Here is a 21662-nt window from a genome sequence, read left to right as displayed (position 1 = left end):
GGCGCGTCCACCACGACCATGACCTGAAGCAGTTTTGCCTGGGCAGGCAAGGTCTATGCTGTCCCGGCGATACCCCAAGCTCACATCGGATAGACACGGAGGCTCTTATGAAAGCTGCTGTCGTTGCACCAGGCCGTCGCGTGGACGTGGTAGAGAAAACCCTGCGCCCTCTCGAACACGGCGAAGCGCTGCTGAAGATGCAGTGCTGCGGTGTGTGCCACACCGACCTGCACGTGAAAAATGGCGACTTTGGTGACAAGACCGGTGTAGTACTGGGCCACGAAGGTATTGGCGTGGTCCAGGAAGTTGGCCCGGGCGTCACCTCGCTCAAGCCAGGCGACCGAGCCAGCGTTGCCTGGTTCTACCAGGGTTGCGGACATTGCGAATATTGCAACAGCGGCAACGAAACCCTGTGCCGCGACGTGAAGAATTCCGGTTACACCGTGGACGGCGGCATGGCCGAGGCCTGCATCGTCAAGGCCGACTACTCGGTTAAAGTGCCCGACGGCCTCGACTCCGCTGCCGCCAGCAGCATTACCTGCGCCGGCGTCACGACCTACAAGGCAGTGAAAATCTCCAACGTCCGCCCCGGCCAATGGATCGCCATCTACGGGCTCGGCGGCTTGGGCAACCTGGCCCTGCAATATGCCAAGAATGTGTTCAACGCCAAAGTGATCGCCATCGACGTCAACGAAGAGCAACTGCGCTTCGCCAGCGAGATGGGCGCGGATCTGGTCGTCAACCCGCTCAACGAAGACGCCGCGAAGGTCATCCAGGCCAAGACCGGTGGCGCACATGCTGCCGTCGTGACTGCCGTGGCCAAAGGCGCGTTCAACTCGGCCGTCGATGCCTTGCGCGCCGGCGGGCGACTGGTGGCCGTCGGGCTTCCGTCGGAGTCCATGGACCTGAATATTCCCCGCCTGGTGCTTGATGGGATCGAAGTAGTGGGCTCGCTGGTAGGTACACGCCAGGACCTGCAGGAAGCCTTCCAGTTCGCCGCTGAAGGCAAAGTGGTGCCCAAGGTGACGCTGCGCCCGATCGAGGATATCAACCAGATCTTTGACGAGATGCTGGAGGGCAAGATCAAAGGCCGGATGGTAATCCAGTTCGAAGGCTGACAGGCCGAGCCAGGCCATTTGGAATCACAGCAAAGCCCGTAGATGACATCTTCGGGCTTTCTGCTTTCTCAATTGTCAAAGGAACAGACCATGACCGTAGACTGGCACGCCGGGCCGATCACCCGTACAACTCCACTGGACGAGCATTACCGCAATACGCAGAAGGTTCGTCAGTTTCTGCTCAGCGAGTGCGGGGCGGCATTCAAGTTCGACCGAGGATTCATGCTTTGGATCAAAAGTGGCACCCCATCAACCATGGGTGACGTCGCGGATGAGTGGCTACGCAGGTATGGGTGACACTCTGTATCTGAAGGCTGGAGGCAGCCTTTGGTTGCAGCCGTGGCTTTCAACATCTTGTCCAACGATTCAACCATGCTGGAATAATCCATTTCCTGACTCCCTTGCTGCTGGAATTGGCTTGCGTTCAACCATAGACCGCGAACATTTCAATATTTGATGAGTAAACCTGGAAATATCACCCATCCTTCATGCTGAAGACCAACGCCTGCAAGCTGTGGTTCAACAAAAGTGCTCAACCTGCAATGGCGAGCCTGTGCATATTGAGGAGCTAGGTATGTCCATTCGAAGCTTGGCGAAGAACCTGCCGCCGGACCCTTCGCGGGAAGGCTGGGTAATCGGATGGGGGGTCCTGAGAGACCGACATCCATGGCATTTCGTCGACGTTTATGCTGACCAGAAAACGGCCATGGCAGAGGCGCAGCGCAGAGGAGATGGCTACGTGGTGGAATTCGGCTCGCACCGCTTGGGGACGCATGAGTTTATCTGCGGTGTAACCTTACCTGAAGGCTGATGCTCGATCGAAAAGGGTCATGGACAGGACGTCAAGGAATCATCTGCCCATTGGCAATTGCACTGGCTTCAAGCTTCGCACGCTCCGCGTCCAGAAAAACATAAGCGGCTTGTAGCGTGGTGATCTTCGTTTGAATCTCGGCCATCTTGGCGGCGACCAAGGCGGCGCCTTGCGCGCAGTCGATCGTGTTACCCCGCCTGGCCGCAAGGATGTCCCTGATCTCAGCAAGTGAAAAGCCCCCGCTCTGGGCGCTTTGTATGAAGGCCAAGTCAACAACGGTCTGTTCACTGTAACTGCGGTAGTTGTTGGCTTGTCGGTGTGGCTCGATAAGCCCGAGCTGTTCGTAATAGCGCAATGCATGGCGGCTGAGCCCACTCCGGCGCTCCAACTCTCCAATATTCACGTTAAAAACCCTTGACTGTAGAGCAGACTCTACACCTTAGCCTGCGCCCATCATCCAAACAAGGGTTCAAACATGAGTGCGGAATGCTTTGTCACCGGCGGCAGCGGCTTTGTGGGGCAACACTTGCTGGCCGGTCTTACTGCGCAAGGGCACAAGACCTGGGTGCTGATGCGCAGCCCCGGCAACATCGAGCGCCTCAAGGAGCAGGTAGGCCAACTGGGGGGTAACCCTGAGTATATCCATGCCGTTGAAGGCGATATCAGCCAGGAGGGGCTTGGCCTCAGCGAATCAGACAAAGAACGCGTCACTTCGGCCGCTGTATTTTTCCATCTCGCGGCGGAATTTTCCTGGGGGCTGACACCAGAGCGCGCCCGCACAGTCAATGTCCAAGGTGCTTTGAGAGTGGCCAGGCTTGCGGCCGGCCAGCGCATCCGATTGCTCATGGTAGGCGGCTTCATGCTGCAAAACCTCAACCACCTTGCCAGTATCGGGGTTGATATTCAGTGCCCTGAAAACACAAACTGGCCCGCGGTCTACGCCCGTGTAGGCGGCTACGAAGGCAGCAAACTCGAGTCCCATTTTGCAGTCATCCGCTATATGCAAGACGCGGATGCGGATTACACGATTGTTCACCCTGCTACGGTGTGCGGCCACAGCGAGAATGGGCACATCCTGGACGGACAACCGCTTGCCGAACTCATTCGCAATCTGGCACAAGGCCGGTTCAAAGCTATTCCCGGCTCCGCCAGCCACTGGTTGCCATTAGTCAGCGTCGATTATCTGGTGAAAATGATAACTTGCGTGGCGTTCGACCCCTCCATGGCCAACCGGCAAGTTCTGGCGCTGTATGAGCGAACACCGAACTTGCAGGGAATGCTGCTGCAGATCGCAGACACGCTAAAGGTCAAGGCACCCCGCCGCCATATACCCATAGGGTTGCTCAGGTCAATATTGACGATTCCGGGACTGGCGACCCGCTTGGCGATCAGCGCCGAGTCATTGAACTTTATTCAGACGCAGCGCTTCGACATGGGAAACAGCAGGCAATTGGAGCGCAGGTACCAGTTTACGCATCCCGACATGACACAAGCCCTGGAAAACACGGTGCGCTATGTCGGCTCCTTGATGAAAAAATCCAAAAGTGAGGGCGCTGGCCAGCGAGGATGACGGGCGAGGCTGATGATGCCCACTCTGACGGATGGCTGGAAGTGTGGCGACGCAGGGATTTCATGCACTGCGTCTTCGCTGATGACGGTAAGTCGCCGCTCGACCTCCGGCGCTGCGCGCCTGGCCGCTATTTCGAGGCCGCCAGAAAGTCTGCGGCAGGCGCACCTTCAGCGGCGACACGCCGGGCCCGGCCAACGCCCCACGCCAGCGCCCTGGTCATCGACTCGCCAGGGCGAGAATCGAAGGCCTCTTCAAGGATAGCCATGCCACCAGGGGCATACACCCCGATGAACATCTGCGTTTTGCCTGTCCGCGACAGTCGCGTCTGAACATCAATGCATGTCCCATCGTCGAGTGTCTCGTCGTGAGTTCGGTGATGAAGCGTCGGGTCAGCCCAGGCCCAGAAAACATCACCGCGTATTCTCATGAGGCGCTCCTACGACTTTAGTTGTAGTCAGGTGGTTTATTGCCACCATAGCGAACGTGCAGTTTTACGCAAATTCGTCTGACTCATCTGTGAGCTGAATCGGACAATCGGCTATTCAGCAGCCCCGCCAGAGACTCAGCGCTTGTCGTGAAGCTCCGGCGGCCATGCGAAGAGATCAGTTAACCGTTCGCCGCTCCCGGCCAGCCGGCCTGATGCAAGGCTTTGAGCAGCGTCTCACAATCCAGTCCCGGTACTGCATGGCCGTTGCCTTCGGCGGTGTCAGCGGCTAGTAAGGCGTTGATGATGGCTTCTTCCACCGCTTCGGTGGCGGCAAGAAACAACTCGCTGATATGGTCGTTGTTGACCATGCTAAGGTTGTCGGTGGTCGGCGCGCGCTTACTTTCGTAAGCTGCTGGCGGCACATGATTACCGGTGGAGAAGGCGACGAAAATGTCACCGCTGTGGTCTTCGTTACCTCCACCGGTGCGGGCGAGACCGATGCTGGCGCGTTGTGCCAGGCGCGTACATTGGTGTGGCAGCAACGGCGCATCGGTGGCCAGGCAAACGACTATCGAACCCATGCCCGGGTGCGGTAGCGAAGCCTTGAGGAACGGGGAGTCAGCCTGTTCCATGTAGCGTCCCACCGGATAGCCGTCGACGCGCAGTTCGTTACGGATGCCGTGGTTCGCCTGGACAATGGCGCCAACAGTCCAACTGCCCTGAGTGCTACTCAGGCGCCGCGATGCAGTGCCGATACCGCCCTTGAACTCGTGGCAGATCATGCCGCTGCCACCACCGACCGCGCCCTCGATAACGGGCCCAATTACAGCATTACTCAGGGCTTCGGCCACATGCTCGTGCTTCACATGAAAACCGTTGATGTCGTTGAGCAGCCCGTCATAGGTCTCCAGCACCACCGGCATGTTCCAGTAGATACGGCCGTCATCCGGTTGTTGTTCACGGTCCAGCACAATCAGTGCATCGCGCACCACACCCAGGCTGTGGGTGTTGGTGAAGGCGATGGGACTGGTCAAAAGACCCGCTTCGCGAATCCACTCCAGACCCGTTGCGTCGCCGTTGCCGTTCAACACATGGACGCCGGCAAAGCACGGTTGCTGGCTGGTGGAACCGACACGCGGCTCGATGATTGTTACCCCAGTCAGGATGTCGCGGCCGTTGGCGGTGCGTCCTCGCACATTGCTGTGACCGACCCGAACGCCCGGCACATCGGTGATGGCGTTGAGGGGACCGGGTTGCAGTTGGCCGAACTGAATATTCAGGTCACGGGCACGTGGCTTCATCGTGTCTTTCATGATCTCTCGCTCTTGTTTTGGTTTGTTTCATGACTGGGGTTTGGTCAATCATCAGCAGAACCGGGTCTGCCAATTAATTGCCGGTCTTGACTGTGTTCCACGCACGGGTCCGAATGCGCTCCAGCTTCAGCGGCAGTGGCTCCAGGGGGAAAAGCGTGGACAGCACATCCTTGGACGGATATACCCCAGGATTGTCGCGGATCTTCTTCTCTACAAGCGCAGTGGCATCCTTGTTCGCGTTCGGATAGCTCAGGTAGTTGGATGACTCAGCAATGACTTCGGGGCGCAACATGTAGTTGATGAAGGCCAACCCTTGCTCCGGGTTCGGCGCATCGTTGAGCTGCACCATACTTTCCACCCACACCGGGGCACCTTCGCGTGGAATGCTGTAGACAAGGTTTCGATGGTTGCCAGCCAGCTCGGAGGCTTTCTGCGCGTCGGAGACACCGCCCGCCCAGCCCAGCACAACGCAGACGTTGCCATTGGCGAGATCAGAGATGAACTTGGAAGAATCGAAGTAGGCAATATGGGGGCGCAGCTTCAACAGCAGTTCCTGAGCTTTTTTGTAATCGTCCGGGTTATGGCTGTTGTATGGCAGTCCAAGGTAGTGCAGTGCGATAGGAATAACCTCGCCAGGCGCGTCCAGCATGGCCACACCGCATTGACGGAGTTTGGCTAGATTTTCTTCCTTGAAAATCAAGTCCCAGGAATTGACTGGCGCATCGGGGCCGAGTAGTGACTTAACCTTGTCCGCGTCATAGCCGATGCCAGTGGTCCCCCACAAATAAGGGGCAGCGTAGCTGTTTCCGGGATCATTGCTCTGCAACTTGGCGAGGACGTCGGGATCGAGATGGGACCAGTTGGGTAACTTCGAGCGATCCAGTCTTTTCAGCACGCCGGCTTTGATCAGGTTCGGTAGCAGGTCGGCACTGGCAACCACAACGTCATAACCACTGCGGCCAGCCATCAGTTTGCTTTGCATGACCTCACTGTTGTCGAACACGTCGTACACCGCGCTGACGCCTGCTTCTTTCTGGAAGTCTTTCACCGTGTTCGGGGCAATGTAGTCATACCAGTTGTAGATATGGACACTTGGCTTTTGAGCGTCACCGGCCTCGGCGCAAACCAGGCCAAAACTGAACAGAGAGACCAGCGCGAATTGCATGTAACGAATCCGTTTCATGGGGATGCTCCGGAGCGTTAGCGCTGAGTCCAGAGACACGAGCACTGCTCCTGCTAGTTTGTGAATTACTGTTGTGGCAGGGTCGAAACAGGCGTTAAGACGGAACAATCGTTGTGTTGCAGTTGCGCCCCACAACTGATTCAGGGGATCAGGAGTTCACGTCGACTATCATCATGCTCACTCTGCTCGCCGGTCAGGAACAAGCGGCGGTCACTGAGGTAGTCATATTCGTGGCGGGCGGTGCGCAGCAGGTCGAGATCTAATTCCACCACCTGCCGACACTCTGCGCGGCCCGCTTCGAACAGCGTGCGCCCGAAGGGATCGATAGCGGCGCTGCCGCCGGCAAAAACGAGCCCTTCGTCGCCGTCGCCCACCCGATTGACCATCACCGCGAATGCCTGGTTTTCCTGAGCGCGAGCCATGATTGCAGTGCGGTGGACAGGGCCGTAAGGATCCATGTTACCGTTAGTGACCAATATGAGCTCGGCGCCGAGTTGGCCGAGCGCCCGAGCACTTTCCGGAAACTCAATGTCGTAGCAAATCAGGATACCGACACGGATGCCCTTCCACAGTGCGGTGACATAGCGGTCTCCTTGTTGGAACAATCCGCGCTCCGACGGCCAAAGGTGAGTTTTGCGATAACTCAATGCGATCCCTTGCGGGGTGACCAGCAAGGAGGTGTTGTAAACGGTGCCGGAGTCGTTCTCAGCCAGACCAATCACCGCTGAGACGTTTCGTTCGTGTACGGCGCGTTGCACGGCCTGCACACTCGGCCCGTTAACGGGCTCGGCGATTTCGGCGAGCTGTTGGGCGCAGGCAAATCCCATCAGCTGGGTCTCTGGGAAAATCAGCAGATCGGTATCCACGGCGCAGGTAGCGATGGCCTGCAATGTACGTTCCAGGTTATAAGCGGTATCGCCATCGCGACCGGAGAGTTGTACAAGTTCAATCTTCATCGGTGATCCTTTCACGTGTATGTTGGCTCAATCGCCAAACTGAACAGCACCCGCCAGGGCTGAAACGAAGTATGGAGAGCCATAAAACGGAAAGTAATTACTTCGATGGGGTAACCCCGTATGGGTAGAAACGGGAGCATTACACTGCAGGACATGGCCTGGCACCAGGCCATCGGCAGACTAATCGAGGCACTTGACCGCCCTAATTTCTGGCTGGCTCTGGTGCGTCAACTGGATAGATACATTCCGGTGGACAGTTGGGTCGTACTGATATTCAGCAATGGTCGCCCGCAGGTGCTCGCAGAATGCCCAGGCAAGGATGGCGGGCCAGATCCGCTTTTTCAGGACTACCTCAAAGGCCTGTATCTGCTCGACCCCTTTTATCTCGCCAACCGGGAAGCACCGCAGAGCGGTTTGTTTTGGCTAGCCGACGTGGCGCCGGAGTGCTTCGAGCAAACCGACTATTACCAACGCTACTTCCGCCTCAATGTCGTTGCCGACGAAGCACATATCAACGTCCAGCTCGACACGGAGCGCACCCTCAGCCTCTCGCTGGGAAGTGAGTGTCTCTTCAGTGCAGAGCAGACCGCCCTACTCACTCTCATCCAGTCCTGGGTTGCCGCCCTGATGCGTCAGCGCATGGCATTCGAGCGGGAAGCGCTGGAGCAGAACACGTCGCCGGCACCCAGCTGGCAGAGCTGGCTGGACTCTACTGACCAGCAGTTGGATACGCCGCTTTCCGCCCGTGAACTGGAAGTTGGCCGGCTTATGCTTAGCGGCTGCTCGAACAAGGAGATCGCGCGCAAGCTGGCGATTTCCGCAGAGACTGTGAAGGTCCATCGCAAGCACATGTACAGCAAACTCGGCATTAAATCTCAGTCCGAGCTGTTCTCATTATTTTTGAACGCACAGAACTGAACTCGTTTTCTCATGATGGCTTCAAGTTCTAAGACAATCGGCCTCGTTGCGCTCCACAGGCCCGGCGGCGCAACTCAATGTTGGCCAGGCGCCGGGCCTGGTAAGGGCCGCTGACGTAGGAGAACGACAGGGTTTCTGCCGCCTCACCACGCTCAGCAATCACCCAATCACTGATCGAAACCTCGGGGTAAGACCGGTAAGCGACTGAGGATCGTCCTGGAAATGAAAGGAGTGAGGAACAACCTAAGCCTGCTGCTCGATAAGGTCACGCGACACACCAGCCAGCACCTTTCGCCGTTCTTCATCCAGTTCCGCGATATCCGACCGAAGGCCGCATCAGAGATCAACGACCTTAGCGAGGCAAGCGTACTGCCGGGCCACTCGAAAGAGGGAATTACTGAGCATGATTACCGGCGCGTCGGACCTATCGCAAAGCCCTCGAAAGGCTGAAGTTTCAGAACTCCACCCCGAAAGTTTCGGAACTCGTGGCTTTTTTCGACCCACAAAGAAAAACCCCGCAGACGTTAATCTGCGGGGCTTTCGAATGGTGGAGGCCGAGGTCGGAATCGAACCGGCGTAGACGGATTTGCAATCCGGAGCATAACCACTTTGCTACTCGGCCTCAAAGGTCGGATCTAGCTGCTTGCGCTTTGCTATCTCCTTGAAACGCTGAACCTTTTTCAAAGTTTGCTGCGTTTCGATGGGCGCCATTATGTCTTCATTCTTTTAACCTTGCAACCCCCTGAACGAAAAAAAATTTCAACGGGTTCAAGGTGTTAGCGCAGGCGGCTGAGTTTACTCCACAAGCCTACCACCGCGTTCTCCACTGTACCGCTGGCGGCCATGCCAATACGCTCCTGCAGGCTCTTGCGTTCGGCATAGTGCAAGTGGAACAGGTTGGCGTTGCGTGCGCGTTCGCTCAGGTACTCGTCACTGGTCTGCAACTCGTCAACCAGCTTGCGATTCAAGGCGGCCACGCCCAGCCAGACTTCGCCAGTGGCCACTTCGTCGATGTGCAACTGCGGACGATAGCGGGAGACGAAATCCTTGAACAACTGGTGAGTGATGTCCAGGTCTTCCTGAAACTTCTCCCGGCCCTTCTCGGTGTTTTCGCCAAAGACGGTCAGGGTGCGCTTGTATTCACCAGCAGTCAGCACTTCGAAGTCGATGTCGTGCTTTTTCAGCAGGCGGTTGACGTTGGGCAACTGCGCCACCACGCCAATAGACCCCAGTACGGCGAATGGGGCACTGACGATCTTCTCGCCGATGCAGGCCATCATGTACCCACCGCTGGCAGCCACCTTGTCGATGCACACGGTCAACGGGATGCCGGCTTGACGAATACGCGCCAGTTGCGATGCAGCCAAGCCGTAACTGTGCACCAGGCCACCGCCGCTTTCCAGGCGCAGTACCACTTCGTCACGCGCGGTGGCGAGCGTCAGCAGTGCGGTGATTTCGTTGCGCAGGCTTTCGGTGGCCGAGGCTTTGATGTCGCCATCGAAGTCCAGCACGAATACCCGGCTCTTGTCCTCGGCCTTGCCCTTCTTCTGCTGCTTTTCTGCCTTCGCCTGCTGCTTGCGCAGGGCCTTGAGCTGGGCCTTGTCGAGCAGGCCGGACTCCAGACGCTCACGCAGGTCCTTGTAAAAATCGTTCAGGCGGGTGACCTGTAATTGCCCGCCCGATTTGCGCCGACCTTTGCCACGCAGCCCGGCGATGGCCGACAGCACCACCAGTATGGCGATGACCAGGGTGGCGGTTTTGGCGAGAAAGCTTGCGTATTCGGCAAGAAACTCCACGTTGACTCCTTAAATACCTGCGCCACTACGGCGCGTCACTGTTGCAAGCATACCGTTGCGTCTGTGGTGCTGCCAGCGGGTGTAAACGCTGGCAACACCTTTCAAACAACCCTTTCAAACGCTTGTATGTTTTTTCGTTGACAGCCCGTGAGCCGCATCCTAACCTCGCAGCAACCTCCAACAGGCCGGAACCTTTCGTGGGCAATCTCTACCTGATTCGACATGGCCAAGCCTCCTTCGGTGCCGATGACTACGACGTCCTCTCGCCCGTGGGCGTGCGCCAGAGCCAGGCTCTGGGTGAACACCTGGCCCAGTTGGGCGTGCGGCTGGACCGCTGCGTGGCTGGCGACCTGCGCCGCCAGCAGGATACCGCGCGGCTGGCGCTGCAGGCGCTGCACGCCAACGGCTGCCCGGTGCCGGCGGTTGAGACCGACGTGGCATTCAATGAGTTCGATGCCGACGGTGTGATCCGTGCCCTGTTGCCCGACCTGCTGCCGGAAGAGCCCGATGCCCTGCATGTGCTGCGCAATGCCGCACAGCACCGCAGCGAGTTTCAGCGTCTGTTCGCGTTGATGGTGCAGCGCTGGCACGATGGCGAGCATGCCGATAATGGCCTGGAAACCTGGCATTCGTTTACGTCACGCGTACAAGGGGGGCTGCAACGCGTGCTGGACACCGCCGGCAGCGGCGATCATGTTGCTATCTTCACCTCGGGGGGCACCATTGCCGCCCTGCTCCACCTGGTTACCGGTATTACCCCCAGCCAGGCGTTCGCGCTGAACTGGCAGATCATCAACACGTCGCTCAGCCAGCTGAAGTTTCGCGGCCGCGACGTGGCACTGGCTTCCTTCAACAGCCAGGCCCATGTGCAGCTGTTGAGGGCGCCGGAGCTTGTCACCTACCGATAAGCCCGGCTTGTTGTGTCCCTGCGGGGACGTGTAAATCACTCTATAAGGAATGCGCCATGACCTCCGTAGCTGATGCCGTCAAAAAGATGCAAGAGAAATTCAACCCATCCGCTGCCGCCGGCCTGGACCTGGTGTTCGGCTTCAACATCACCGACGAAGACAAGCACTACGCGCTGATCGTCAAGGACGGCACCTGCGACCTGCAGGAAGGCGAAAACCCGGATGCCAACTGCACCCTGGTGATGGACGCCGAAACCCTGAAAGGTATCGTCAGCGGCGAAACCGACGGCATGCAGGCCTTCATGGGCGGCAAGCTGCGGGTTGAGGGCGACATGATGCTGTCGATGAAACTCAGCGAGCTGTTCCCGTCCTGAGGCTGGGAATACCGGATGATCGAAAAACCGAAGCCTGACGGCTTCGGTTTTTTTTGCCCTGCATTCGGTGCAGTGATCCACCAGCAACAACCTCACCTATTTGGCACATGGGACGATTGTTCCAACCCTGGCGGACCATTAGATTACCCAATAGTACTTGCTATCGAGAATAAGGAAGACGCATGACGCTCACCGACCAGTCCACCCAGGTACGCCCCGGCGAAGAACTCGACGCGGCCGTCATCGACCCTTACTTCAAAGCCAATATCCCCGGCCTGCACGGCCTGCCGAGCATCAGCCAGTTCCCTGGCGGCGCTTCCAACCTCACTTATCTGGTCAGCTACCCGGACCGCGACTTCGTGCTGCGCCGCCCCCCCTTCGGTCAAAAGGCCAAGTCGGCCCACGACATGGGGCGCGAGTTCCGCATCCTCAACCAGCTGAACAGCGGCTTCCCCTACTGCCCCAAGGCCTACGCACACTGCACCGACACCGGCCTGATCGGCGGCGAGTTCTATGTGATGGAACGGGTCAAGGGCATCATCCTGCGCTCGGACATCCCGGCCGAACTGAACCTGGACGCCAGCCGGACCGAAGCCCTGTGCAAAAGCTTCATCGACCGCCTGGTCGAGCTGCACCAGGTGGACTACACCGCCTGCGGCCTGGCCGACCTGGGCAAGCCAGAGGGCTACGTGCAGCGCCAGATCGAGGGCTGGATCAGCCGTTATGAAAAAGCCCTGACACCCGATGCGCCACGCTGGGAAACGGTAACCGCCTGGCTGCACGAAAAAATGCCCGCCGACCACCCGCGCCCAGGCATCGTGCACAACGACTACCGTTTCGACAACGTCATCCTGGATGCTGACAACCCCATGCGCATCATCGGTGTGCTGGACTGGGAAATGGCCACCCTGGGCGACCCACTCATGGACCTGGGCAACTCCCTGGCCTACTGGATCGAAGCCGGCGACCCGGCGCCAGTGCAGTTGATGCGCCGCCAGCCAAGCAACGCGCCGGGCATGCTCAGCCGTCGCCAGTTCGTCGATTACTACGCCGAGCGCGCCGGCATCCGCCTGGACAACTTCGATTACTACTATTGCTATGGCCTGTTCCGCCTGGCAGGCATCGTTCAGCAGATCTACTACCGCTACTACCATGGCCAGACCCAGGACAAGCGTTTCGCCCAGTTCATTCACATGAACCGCTTGCTGGAACAAATGACCTTGCAGGTCATTTCCAAGTCCAGCCTCTAAGCACAGCCCACGACGACGGATAACAAGGAAAACAGCATGTCCAAGACCCACCTGTTCGACCTCGACGGCAAGATTGCCTTTGTTTCCGGCGCCAGCCGAGGCATCGGCGAGGCCATCGCCCACTTGCTCGCGCAACAAGGGGCCCATGTGATCGTTTCCAGCCGCAAGCTTGAAGGGTGCCAGCAGGTGGCCGATGCCATCATTGCGGCCGGCGGCAAGGCTACGGCTGTGGCCTGCCACATTGGTGAGCTGGAACAGATTCAGCAGGTGTTCGCTGGCATTCGCGAACAGTTCGGGCGACTGGATGTGCTGGTCAACAACGCTGCCACCAACCCGCAATTCTGTAATGTGCTGGACACTGACCCAGGGGCGTTCCAGAAGACCGTGGACGTGAACATCCGTGGCTACTTCTTCATGTCGGTGGAGGCTGGCAAGCTGATGCGTGAGAACGGCGGCGGCAGCATCATCAACGTGGCGTCGATCAACGGTGTTTCACCGGGGCTGTTCCAAGGCATCTATTCGGTGACCAAGGCGGCGGTCATCAACATGACCAAGGTGTTCGCCAAGGAGTGTGCGCCGTTCGGTATTCGCTGCAACGCGCTACTGCCGGGGCTGACCGACACCAAGTTCGCTTCGGCACTGGTGAAGAACGAAGCCATCCTCAACGCCGCCTTGCAGCAGATTCCGCTCAAGCGCGTTGCCGACCCCAAGGAAATGGCGGGCGCGGTGCTGTACCTGGCCAGCGATGCCTCCAGTTACACCACCGGCACCACGCTCAATGTCGACGGTGGCTTCCTGTCCTGATCAGGCTTTGACGGCGACCAAGGTGTAGCTCAGGGGCAGGCGTGCAGGCTGCTCGCGCAGGCGATATTCACCGTCTTCGCCCCTGACCATCTGCCCCGGCAGCGCCTCCCAAGGGATGCTCTGGTGCTCGACCAGCGCTGTCAGCTGCAGCCCGTGGGCCAGCAAGGCAGTGATCACTTCGCCCAGGCCGTGGTTCCATTCGTGGGTTTCGGTGTGGGCCAGGCGCTGCTCGGTTTCGACGTAGGTCTGGTCGGTGTGCCACACCGTTGGCGATTCGTGCTCGAAGTACGGATATTCGAGCTGCAGGCGGTCCTGATGATCTTCGTTGACGGCCATCAGCATCGGGTGCCCGTCGCGAAGGAACAAGCGCCCGCCTGGCTTCAGCAGTGCCGCGACGGTGCGCGCCCACGGCTCGATGCGGGGCAGCCAGCAGAGCGCGCCAATACCGGTGTAGACCAGGTCGAAAGTACCCGCCGGCAGCACCTTGTCGGCGGCATAGACGTCAGACTCGACATACTGGATGGGCAGCGCGCAACGCTCGGCCAAAGCCCGTGCCTCGGCCAGCGAAGCCTTGGAATAATCCAGGCCGCAAACCTTGGCGCCAAGGCGCGCCAGCGAGAGGGTGTCGGTGCCGATGTGGCACTGCAAATGGACCGTCTCAAGCCCGTCGATGTCGCCGAGCAGTGGCAGGTCGAAGCGTACGGTTTCGGACAAGTGCCCGTGTTGCTGGACCAGGCGTTCGACTTCATAGTCCTTCGAAGCGGCGTGCAACGGGGCACGCTCATCCCAGCTGATGCGGTTGAGTTGCAGTGAGCGGTCCATGGAATCGTCCTTGTGTGGAAGCGCCTTATGCTAGCTGTCACCGCGCACCCTGCAACACAGCTGTCTTGATAAAAAGTGTAAAGCCTGCGCGCCCTCTGCTGTGGCAACAACTGCCTTGCTCATTACCCTGAATAGGCGGGCCCTTGCAGGAGTGGTGATAAAGCCAGCACAGGCGCCAGCCGTTACAGGCAGGTTGCAGCAGCAGCCCGGCGTTGCAGGGCCACGCCGTCGTTCTGCTTCGCGTAGTAATCCACACGCGTTCCGCCCGACTGCGGGTAAACGTCCACGAACGCTTCGGCCTCACGGGTATACACGGTGAACCCGCCCTGCTTGCGCTGTTCCAGGTAGCCGCTGGCGTCATCACCGAACACCTTCTCTTCCTGCCAACTGAACTGGATGCACTGGGCAACCAGCGCTGGTGCCTTGTGCGAGTCGAGCTGCGCAGTCGGCTTGCCGCCACGCGCGGTTTCCATGGTCGCAGAAGCGCAACCGGCCAGCATCAGCACCGCAGCCAACGGCAGAATCGCACGCATGTTTCATCCTCGGGGTCGCGAAAAAGAAGGCGACTCTAGCACTGGCAGGCATCCCGAGTGAATTGCCACGCACTTGCCGCTGTCGCAGATAACACATGTCGCCAAAAGGAACGCATCATGAAACTGCACTATCTGCTGTTCGCCGTCCTGCCTTGCCTGCCTCTGAGCGTCAGCGCCGCCCCCTCGAGCGAAGAAAGCATCACCGCCCCCGAAACCCACAACCGTGAACTGAACGTCGGCGACAAGGCCCCGGACCAGTACAAACGCGATGACCAAGCCATCCAGGACTGGAAAGCCAAAGGCCTGCCCGAACCGGAAAAGGAAAGCCACTGGGTGCGCATGGGCAAGCACTACGTGCTGGTACAGATCACCAATGGCGTGGTGCTGGCGATTCAACCGGCATCCTGACTCAACACGCCCTGGTCAAGGCAAGCCATTGCAGAGCACCTTGCCGCCGACCAGGTACGCTTGGAAAGCGTTGATACGCCAGGACTGATCAATGCCGGTCAGCGCCACAGCCCGCTCTTTCAGGCGGACGCCTTGGCGCTGATCGCGTGAAGCACATTTTTTTGCCCGCCCAGGAAACCAAATCGATCGGCCCCAGTCTTAAAAGGTGCCCCGTAAACCTATGCGGATCAAGGACCTATATCGTGCTCACGCGTCTTGCAAGCCTTTCTCTGGTTGCTGTTGTCCTGCTGACCGCAGGCTGCCATAGCCATCGCTACCATGATGACGACGGCTGGCGTGACCGCGACCGTGACCATCGCCACCACCATCGCCATGACCGCGACGACGATGACGATCGGCAATACCGCGGTGACCGCTACTACCGCTGAAGCGTCCTTTCAGCCCTGACCTGCCGCCCGTTGCGCGGCGACTTATCCTGATGATTCCTTTGAGGTTCGTATCATGCGTCTGACTCTGCCTTCCCTTGCCCTCGGCCTGCTGCTGTGCCAGGGCGCTTTCGCCGGTGACGGTACTGCCGCCATTGGCGGCGGCCTGGGGGGTGTCCTGGGCAACGTTGTTGGTCAACAGCTCGGCGGCAAGACCGGCGCAGCCATCGGTGCCGGCGTTGGCGGCGCAGCCGGTAGCGCTGTCGGTGCGCGCAAGGGCAACCGCACCGAAGCCGCCATCGGCGGTGGCCTGGGCTCGGCCGGCGGCTCGCTGCTGGGCGGCGCAGTAGGCGGCAGGACCGGTTCGACCGTGGGTGCCGGCCTGGGCGGCGCAGCCGGTGGTGCCCTCGGCAACCATCTGGGCGACGACAACCGCGGCAGCAAGAAGCACCGCCGCCACCGTCACTGACCCCGTGACCAGAGGGCCGCATAGCGGCCCTTTTTGTTGCAGCACATCAACACCCCCTTCACTACAAGCAGGCACACTGACTGCTACTGTCTATCGTGTCCCCGTGTGAAGGAACACCCCCTCCCCATGAACCATGAGTTGCTCTGGGTCCTCGGCCTGCTGGCCATCGTGATTACCCTGTTCGTCATCAACCGCCCACGCATGGACGTGGTCGCGCTGCTGGTGATTCTCGCCCTGCCACTACTCGGCATCCTTACCGTGGAACAGGCCCTGGCCGGGTTCAGCGACCCCAACGTGGTGCTGATCGCCGCCCTGTTCGTGATTGGCGAAGGCTTGGTGCGCACCGGCATTGCCTATCGCATCGGCGAATGGATGAGCGAGCGGGCCGGCAATAGCGAGGCACGCCTGCTGGTACTGCTGATGGTGGCGGTGGCCGGGCTGGGATCGATCATGAGCTCCACCGGTGTGGTGGCCATTTTTATCCCGGTGGTACTGAGCATCGCTGCACGCCTGCAGCTTTCACCCAGCCGCCTGATGATGCCACTGGCTTTTGCCGGCCTCATCAGTGGCATGCTCAGCCTGGTCGCCACACCGCCCAACGTGGTGGTGCACAGCGAGCTGGTCCGCCATGGCGAAGCGGGGTTCAGCTTCTTCAGCTTTACCCCGTTCGGCCTGGTGGTGCTGGTGCTGGGCATTGGCTACATGCTGCTGACCCGGCACTGGCTCAACGGTGAAGTGCGCAAGGATGGCCGGGTGGAAAGCCGCCGCACCTTGCTGGACCTGGTACTGGACTACAAGCTCAGCGGCCGTGAACGACGCCTGCGCATTCGCCCTCACTCGCCGCTGATCGGCCACAACCTCGGCGAACTGGAACTGCGCACCAGACACGGCGCCAACGTGATCGGCATCGAGCGCCAGCACAAGTTCACCACCCGCGTGATCGCTGCCGACTCGGGCACCGTGTTGCATCAGGGCGACGTGCTGCTGCTCGACCTATTCGCCAAGCATGACGACCTGCGCAGCCTGTGCCAAACCATGCAACTGGAGCCGTTGCACTTCAAGGCCGCCTACTTCATCGACCAGTCCCAGGATTTGGGAATGGCTGAGGTCTCGCTGCCGCCCGGCTCACAGTTGATCGGCAAGTGCATCCTCGAACTGGCGTTTCGCACCCGCTATGGCCTCAACGTGGTCGGCCTGCGCCGCGATCAGGCCGCTATCGAAGAGCAACTGCTGGAAGAAAAGCTGCGCCTGGGCGACACCCTGCTGGTAGTCGGCCCGTGGAAGGCGGTACGCCAGTTGCAAAGCAAGCCCAAAGACTTCCTGGTATTGAGCCTGCCCGCCGAGATCGACCTGGTCGCACCAGCCCGCACCCGCGCGCCGCAAGCAGTACTCAGCCTGGCAGTGATGGTCGGGCTAATGGTTAGCGGCGCCGTACCCAATGTCATTGCTGCGCTGATCGGCTGCCTGCTGATGGGCGCAGGCCGCTGCATCGACATGAACAGTGCCTACCGCGCCATCCACTGGCAAAGCCTGGTGCTGATCGTCGGCATGCTGCCCTTCGCCCAGGCGCTGCAGAAAACCGGCGGCATCGACCTGGCGGTGGGTGCGCTGGTAAACGTGCTGGGTGGTGCCGGCCCCAGCGCCATTCTTGCCTGCCTGTTCGCCGTCACCGCAGTGATCGGGCTGTTCATTTCCAACACCGCCACCGCAGTACTGATGGCTCCGGTGGCTGTCAGCACTGCGGCGCAGCTGGGCATGTCGCCCTACCCGTTCGCCATGACCGTAGCGCTGGCCGCGTCGGCGGCGTTCATGACGCCGGTGTCATCACCGGTCAACACGCTGGTGCTTGGGCCCGGGCAATACCGCTTCGCTGACTTCGTCAAGATTGGCGTACCGTTCACCGTGCTGGTGATGCTGGTTACCGTCGTGATGGTGCCGTGGTTCTTTGGACTGTGATGAAAGTAACCAGAAATAGAGGCAATTTGCCATTATCACAGCCAATCGCGGCAGATTGACATCAACCACCCTGACCCAACACACTGCGGGTAATTGCCCCAGGTGCTGTATCGCGTTGTCCTGGATTTCGTTTCCGCTTGCCGGTCGAGTTCATGGTTTTTCCAGCCCAATCGCGCGTGTTGCCTTATGTCGTTGTACTTGGCGTGACCTTCGCCCTTACCCTGGGCGGTATTTTGGCACGCCCGATCGAATCGCTGTCGCTGTTCTGGCCAGTGAATGCGGTGCTGGCCGGCGTACTCCTGCGCTACCCCCGTCAAGCCACGTTTACGGGCTTCAGCCTGGTGTGGCTGGCCATGGTTGGGGCCGACCTGCTGTGCGGCAGCGCTTGGGTGCCGGCGCTGTGGCTCAACCTGTGCAATCTTGGCGTGGTGGTCACCCTCTGGCAGTTGCTGACGCGCTTGCCACGCATGCACCGGCGCATGCGCAGCCCATATGGCGTACTCCGCGTGTTCGCCGCCTGCGCCGCCGCTGCCGCGGTAGCGGCCAGCATGGCAGCGGCAATGGCCGCACCGTGGTTCCAACAGTCGTTGCGCGCCACCTGGCTAGCCTGGTTCAGCGAACAGTTCTCGACCGGCGTGCTGGTGCTGCCGGTGCTGCTTACAGCGCCCTCGGTGCGGGCCTTGATGCGCGGCGGCGCGCAGCCCATCCGCCTGGCGCCGTTGCTGGTGCTGCTGGCCTCGCTGGCATTCAGCATCGCCTTTGGTGGCCCTGGGGCCATTGCCTTCCCGATTGCCGCGTTGCTGTGGTGTGCCTGGACCTACTCACCGTTCCTGGTTTCATTGCTGACGCTCACGGCCGGCAGCACGCTGATCGTGGCCGTGGCGCAAAACCTCATGCACTTCAGCGTGCCGCAGAGCGAGCCAGGGGTTACCACGCTGATGTCGGCGCGCCTGGGCATCGCCATGCTGGTGCTCGGGCCGCTGGTGGTGGCCTGCGTCAGCCAGGCCAACCGTAGCCTCATGGCCCGTCTGGCGCACCAGGCCACCGTCGATCACCTCACCGGTGCGCTCACCCGCAGCGCCTTCACGCAGCGCGCCAATGCGCTGCTGGAGAGCCGTCAACAGCACGCCCAGGCGCTGCCTCTGACCCTGATGATGCTGGACATCGACCACTTCAAGTCGATCAACGATGCCCACGGACATGCAGTCGGTGACCAGGTGCTGCGCCAATTCGCCAGCACCCTGCAGGACCAGCTGCACAACGACGAGCTGTTAGCACGCCTGGGTGGCGAAGAATTCGTTGTCATGCTGCCGGGACTTGCGCCAGAGCGGGCCGCATTCACCGCCGAACGCCTGCGCCGCGCCATACAGGACCTGCACGTGGTGCAGGCCGACCAGCGCCTGCAGATTACCGTGAGTATCGGTGTGGCAGGCTGCAACGCGAACATGCCGGCCCCCGGCCTGGAGGAACTGCTGGCGAGTGCCGACCAAGCTCTGTACCGGGCAAAGGCCCATGGCCGCAACCGCGTCGAACAGGCCGAAGCACAACGCCTGGTGATTTGAACTAGCCAGCCAGCAAGTCCCACGACAGCTTGGCGATCAGCACACACAACAGCACCAGGAACAGCCCGCGGACAAAACCGGCCCCCTTGCGTACCGCCAGCCAGGTACCGGTCAGCGCGCCAAGAATGTTACACACCGCCATGGGCAAGGCGATGGCGTACAGCACGTTGCCGGTCGGCACGAAGAACACCAGCGCCGCCAGGTTGGTGGCAATGTTCACCACCTTGGCCGAAGCCGACGCGTGCAGGAAGTCCAGGGCAAAGAAGCGGATGAACAGGAAGATCAGAAAGCTACCGGTGCCGGGGCCGAACAGGCCATCGTAGAAGCCGATAGCGCCGCCGATCAGCACTGCCAGGCATTGCTCCTTGCGGCCGATCTGCGCAGGTTTGTGCAAGGTGCCGAAGTCCTTCTTGCAGAAGGTGTAGATAGCCATCAGCACGATCAGCACCAGCACTGCCGGGCGCATCACGCTGGGCGGTACCAGCGACACCGTTGCGGCCCCCGCGAACGACATGACAAAGGCACTGAGTGCCGCCGGCACGATCAACCCCCAATCCAGCGTCACTTTACGGATAAACGAGCGGGCCGCGAAAGCCGTGCCGAACACGGACGCCAGCTTGTTGCTGCCGAGCAATGCCGCCGGTTGCGCGGTGGGCAACACGTTGAACAAGGCCGGGATCTGGATCAGCCCGCCGCCACCCACCGCGGCGTCGATCAACCCAGCGGCGAAGGCGAACACAGAAAGCACAGCAATATCCATCATGACGCGGTTCCAGGCAGTGAAGACGCCTGCAAGGCTAATCAAAGTGGCGCACTTGTGTTGAAATGCCATATTGCGATAACTGCAACAAGGAGCAGGCAATGGCATTGGACATGCTGCGGGAAATCCAGGCGTTCGTCAGCGTCGCACACAAGCGCAGCTTCGTTGCTGCCGCCCGCGCGCTGGGTCGTTCACCCAGTGCAGTTACACGCGCGGTACAAACCCTGGAAGACAATGCGGGAAGCAAATTGCTCAACCGCAACGCCAACGCCGTAACCCTGACCGAGGCCGGCGAGCGCTTGCTACCGCATGCCGAACGCTTGCTGGATGTGCAACGCGATGCTGCCGATGAACTGGCCGCGCTCAGTGGCAGCGCCCAAGGCTGGATTCGCTTTGCCGCGCCGCAACTGCTGGGTGAGCTTGTGCTACCACAGGTGCTTGCCGAGTTTTCCCGCTGCCACCCCCAAGTGACCCTGGACGTCCAGTACAGCGACGAAGCCCTCGACCCGCTGCAAGGTAGATTCGATTTCGTGGTGCGCGGTGCCTTCCCGCAATCGAGCGAGCTGATTGGCTACCCGCTTTGGCCCTACCAGCGCCATCTGTATGCAAGCCCGGCATATCTGGCCCTGGCTGGCACACCGCAACACCCGGAAGACCTGAATGGACACACCTTGATCCTGCATACCGCGCCGCGCATCCTCAAGGCCTGGCACTTCTGCCACGATGGCCAGATCACCAGCCTGCGCCCCAGGCCCAGGCTTCGCCTGGGCTCAGGAGGCGCGGTATTCCACAGCACACTGGCCGGCGCCGGCATCGCCCGCCTTGCCGCCTGGGTCGGCGAAACACAGGTCAAGGCCGGCCGCCTGGTGCGGGTGTGTCCACAGTACCGCCTGACATCCAGCAGCGGCCAGGACCCACAGATGCACGCGGTATACCCTGCTGGCGAGTTGCCGGCGCGGGTACGTGACTTGCTGGCAGCCCTGCGACGAGCTGGCTCGCCTAGCTGAAACAGGCCATGAAACGACTGTTCAATTTCTGCTCAATTTAACAGAGCCCGCCGCGGGTCTGGCTTGCAGCACTTTATCCACAGACCTACCCACGTTTTTTGTGGACAGAATTCCCAGCGTAAAGAACGACTTATCGCACAAGCAGAAATGCCGAATCGGCCAACTTGAGCCGCTCGATCCGCTCCTGCCTTGAGAATGACGTGCACCTACCGCTGATTCAGCAGTGCAATGACAATGGATTACCGGCCATTTGCCAATAGATTGGGCCCGTCGCTTGAAGTGGACGGGCCGC

At 60.1% G+C, this 21662-nt stretch carries 24 protein-coding genes, 1 tRNA gene and 1 pseudogene; 16 read left to right on the top strand and 10 right to left on the bottom strand.

From position 1 onward, the window contains the following. Window positions 1–107 precede the first annotated feature (107 nt). The 3 genes from adhP to ACF8EA_RS21895 all read left to right on the top strand — a co-directional run bounded on the left by adhP (window position 108) and on the right by ACF8EA_RS21895 (window position 1929). Complete coding sequence (gene adhP / locus ACF8EA_RS21905; RefSeq protein ID WP_047603476.1) at window positions 108–1118, top strand: alcohol dehydrogenase AdhP; 1011 nt, start codon at window positions 108–110, stop codon at window positions 1116–1118. Window positions 1119–1208: 90 nt separating this feature from the next. After that, window positions 1209–1415: a DUF6434 domain-containing protein gene (locus tag ACF8EA_RS21900; RefSeq protein WP_252458399.1), complete on the top strand. Its 207-nt coding sequence runs from the start codon at window positions 1209–1211 to the stop codon at window positions 1413–1415. Between the two features lie 277 nt (window positions 1416–1692). Then, complete coding sequence (locus ACF8EA_RS21895; RefSeq protein ID WP_003250935.1) at window positions 1693–1929, top strand: hypothetical protein; 237 nt, start codon at window positions 1693–1695, stop codon at window positions 1927–1929. A 31-nt stretch (window positions 1930–1960) separates the two neighbouring features. On the opposite strand, the gene ACF8EA_RS21890 is transcribed toward ACF8EA_RS21895, so the two are convergent. Continuing rightward, window positions 1961–2332, bottom strand: coding sequence for a MerR family transcriptional regulator (locus ACF8EA_RS21890; RefSeq protein WP_392523199.1), 372 nt, complete (start codon window positions 2330–2332; stop codon window positions 1961–1963). Window positions 2333–2404: 72 nt separating this feature from the next. On the opposite strand from ACF8EA_RS21890, the gene ACF8EA_RS21885 reads away from it, so the two are divergent. Then, window positions 2405–3499: an SDR family oxidoreductase gene (locus tag ACF8EA_RS21885; protein WP_392523198.1), complete on the top strand. Its 1095-nt coding sequence runs from the start codon at window positions 2405–2407 to the stop codon at window positions 3497–3499. A 127-nt stretch (window positions 3500–3626) separates the two neighbouring features. On the opposite strand, the gene ACF8EA_RS21880 is transcribed toward ACF8EA_RS21885, so the two are convergent. The 4 genes from ACF8EA_RS21880 to ACF8EA_RS21865 all read right to left on the bottom strand — a co-directional run bounded on the left by ACF8EA_RS21880 (window position 3627) and on the right by ACF8EA_RS21865 (window position 7378). After that, window positions 3627–3926 (bottom strand): hypothetical protein, encoded by a 300-nt coding sequence (locus ACF8EA_RS21880; protein ID WP_392523197.1) that lies wholly within the window; start codon window positions 3924–3926, stop codon window positions 3627–3629. A gap of 179 nt (window positions 3927–4105) precedes the next feature. Continuing rightward, a complete protein-coding gene (locus tag ACF8EA_RS21875) occupies window positions 4106–5227 on the bottom strand; it encodes a P1 family peptidase (protein ID WP_028697658.1) in 1122 nt (373 codons plus the stop codon). An 85-nt stretch (window positions 5228–5312) separates the two neighbouring features. Next, on the bottom strand, window positions 5313–6422 hold the full coding sequence (locus tag ACF8EA_RS21870; protein ID WP_274101793.1) for a polyamine ABC transporter substrate-binding protein: 1110 nt from the start codon (window positions 6420–6422) through the stop codon (window positions 5313–5315). A gap of 140 nt (window positions 6423–6562) precedes the next feature. Beyond that, window positions 6563–7378 carry a carbon-nitrogen hydrolase family protein gene (locus ACF8EA_RS21865; protein WP_392523196.1) on the bottom strand — a complete coding sequence of 272 codons (816 nt, stop codon included), beginning with the start codon at window positions 7376–7378 and terminating at the stop codon, window positions 6563–6565. A gap of 120 nt (window positions 7379–7498) precedes the next feature. On the opposite strand from ACF8EA_RS21865, the gene ACF8EA_RS21860 reads away from it, so the two are divergent. Further along, window positions 7499–8296 carry a helix-turn-helix transcriptional regulator gene (locus ACF8EA_RS21860; protein WP_021784530.1) on the top strand — a complete coding sequence of 266 codons (798 nt, stop codon included), beginning with the start codon at window positions 7499–7501 and terminating at the stop codon, window positions 8294–8296. Window positions 8297–8479: 183 nt separating this feature from the next. After that, window positions 8480–8746, top strand: a pseudogene (locus ACF8EA_RS21855) (integrase); the annotation flags it as partial. Window positions 8747–8844: 98 nt separating this feature from the next. On the opposite strand, the gene ACF8EA_RS21850 reads toward ACF8EA_RS21855, so the two are convergent. After that, window positions 8845–8918 (bottom strand) — tRNA-Cys (locus ACF8EA_RS21850). 154 nt (window positions 8919–9072) lie between these two features. Next, window positions 9073–10092 carry a protease SohB gene (sohB, locus tag ACF8EA_RS21845; RefSeq protein ID WP_004577258.1) on the bottom strand — a complete coding sequence of 340 codons (1020 nt, stop codon included), beginning with the start codon at window positions 10090–10092 and terminating at the stop codon, window positions 9073–9075. A gap of 197 nt (window positions 10093–10289) precedes the next feature. Here sohB and ACF8EA_RS21840 point away from each other — a divergent pair, with 197 nt between their 5' ends. From ACF8EA_RS21840 to ACF8EA_RS21825, 4 genes are all read left to right on the top strand, one after another. Then, window positions 10290–11000 (top strand): histidine phosphatase family protein, encoded by a 711-nt coding sequence (locus ACF8EA_RS21840; RefSeq protein ID WP_392523195.1) that lies wholly within the window; start codon window positions 10290–10292, stop codon window positions 10998–11000. A 56-nt stretch (window positions 11001–11056) separates the two neighbouring features. Continuing rightward, window positions 11057–11374, top strand: a complete 318-nt coding sequence (locus ACF8EA_RS21835; protein WP_003251077.1) for an SCP2 sterol-binding domain-containing protein — start codon at window positions 11057–11059, stop codon at window positions 11372–11374. A gap of 182 nt (window positions 11375–11556) precedes the next feature. Then, window positions 11557–12624, top strand: a complete 1068-nt coding sequence (locus tag ACF8EA_RS21830) for a phosphotransferase family protein (RefSeq protein ID WP_392523193.1) — start codon at window positions 11557–11559, stop codon at window positions 12622–12624. 36 nt (window positions 12625–12660) lie between these two features. Beyond that, window positions 12661–13428: an SDR family oxidoreductase gene (locus tag ACF8EA_RS21825; RefSeq protein WP_021782185.1), complete on the top strand. Its 768-nt coding sequence runs from the start codon at window positions 12661–12663 to the stop codon at window positions 13426–13428. On the opposite strand, the gene ACF8EA_RS21820 is transcribed toward ACF8EA_RS21825, so the two are convergent. Further along, window positions 13429–14250: a class I SAM-dependent methyltransferase gene (locus tag ACF8EA_RS21820; RefSeq protein WP_392523191.1), complete on the bottom strand. Its 822-nt coding sequence runs from the start codon at window positions 14248–14250 to the stop codon at window positions 13429–13431. Between the two features lie 182 nt (window positions 14251–14432). Next, window positions 14433–14783 (bottom strand): hypothetical protein, encoded by a 351-nt coding sequence (locus ACF8EA_RS21815; RefSeq protein ID WP_021782183.1) that lies wholly within the window; start codon window positions 14781–14783, stop codon window positions 14433–14435. A gap of 117 nt (window positions 14784–14900) precedes the next feature. Here ACF8EA_RS21815 and ACF8EA_RS21810 point away from each other — a divergent pair, with 117 nt between their 5' ends. The 5 genes from ACF8EA_RS21810 (at window position 14901) to ACF8EA_RS21790 (ending at window position 19603) form a co-directional block, all read left to right on the top strand. Further along, complete coding sequence (locus tag ACF8EA_RS21810) at window positions 14901–15191, top strand: RcnB family protein (RefSeq protein ID WP_021782182.1); 291 nt, start codon at window positions 14901–14903, stop codon at window positions 15189–15191. A gap of 242 nt (window positions 15192–15433) precedes the next feature. Then, window positions 15434–15619, top strand: a complete 186-nt coding sequence (locus tag ACF8EA_RS21805; protein ID WP_004577263.1) for a hypothetical protein — start codon at window positions 15434–15436, stop codon at window positions 15617–15619. 73 nt (window positions 15620–15692) lie between these two features. After that, a complete protein-coding gene (locus tag ACF8EA_RS21800; RefSeq protein ID WP_103462316.1) occupies window positions 15693–16085 on the top strand; it encodes a glycine zipper domain-containing protein in 393 nt (130 codons plus the stop codon). A gap of 126 nt (window positions 16086–16211) precedes the next feature. Next, complete coding sequence (locus ACF8EA_RS21795) at window positions 16212–18041, top strand: SLC13 family permease (protein ID WP_392523190.1); 1830 nt, start codon at window positions 16212–16214, stop codon at window positions 18039–18041. Between the two features lie 137 nt (window positions 18042–18178). Next, entirely contained in the window at window positions 18179–19603 is a 1425-nt protein-coding gene (locus ACF8EA_RS21790) for a diguanylate cyclase (RefSeq protein WP_392523188.1), read from the top strand. A gap of 1 nt (window position 19604) precedes the next feature. On the opposite strand, the gene ACF8EA_RS21785 is transcribed toward ACF8EA_RS21790, so the two are convergent. After that, on the bottom strand, window positions 19605–20366 hold the full coding sequence (locus tag ACF8EA_RS21785; protein WP_021782178.1) for a TSUP family transporter: 762 nt from the start codon (window positions 20364–20366) through the stop codon (window positions 19605–19607). 98 nt (window positions 20367–20464) lie between these two features. On the opposite strand from ACF8EA_RS21785, the gene ACF8EA_RS21780 reads away from it, so the two are divergent. Beyond that, complete coding sequence (locus tag ACF8EA_RS21780; RefSeq protein WP_392523186.1) at window positions 20465–21370, top strand: LysR substrate-binding domain-containing protein; 906 nt, start codon at window positions 20465–20467, stop codon at window positions 21368–21370. Window positions 21371–21662: the final 292 nt, after the last annotated feature.

Origin of the sequence: Pseudomonas sp. YQ_5, from assembly GCF_043103305.1 — a bacterium.
Classification (GTDB): Bacteria; Pseudomonadota; Gammaproteobacteria; order Pseudomonadales; family Pseudomonadaceae; genus Aquipseudomonas; species Aquipseudomonas putida_Y.
The sequence above is the reverse complement of the archived record's forward strand: the minus strand, read 5'-3'. Positions and strand labels throughout refer to the sequence as shown.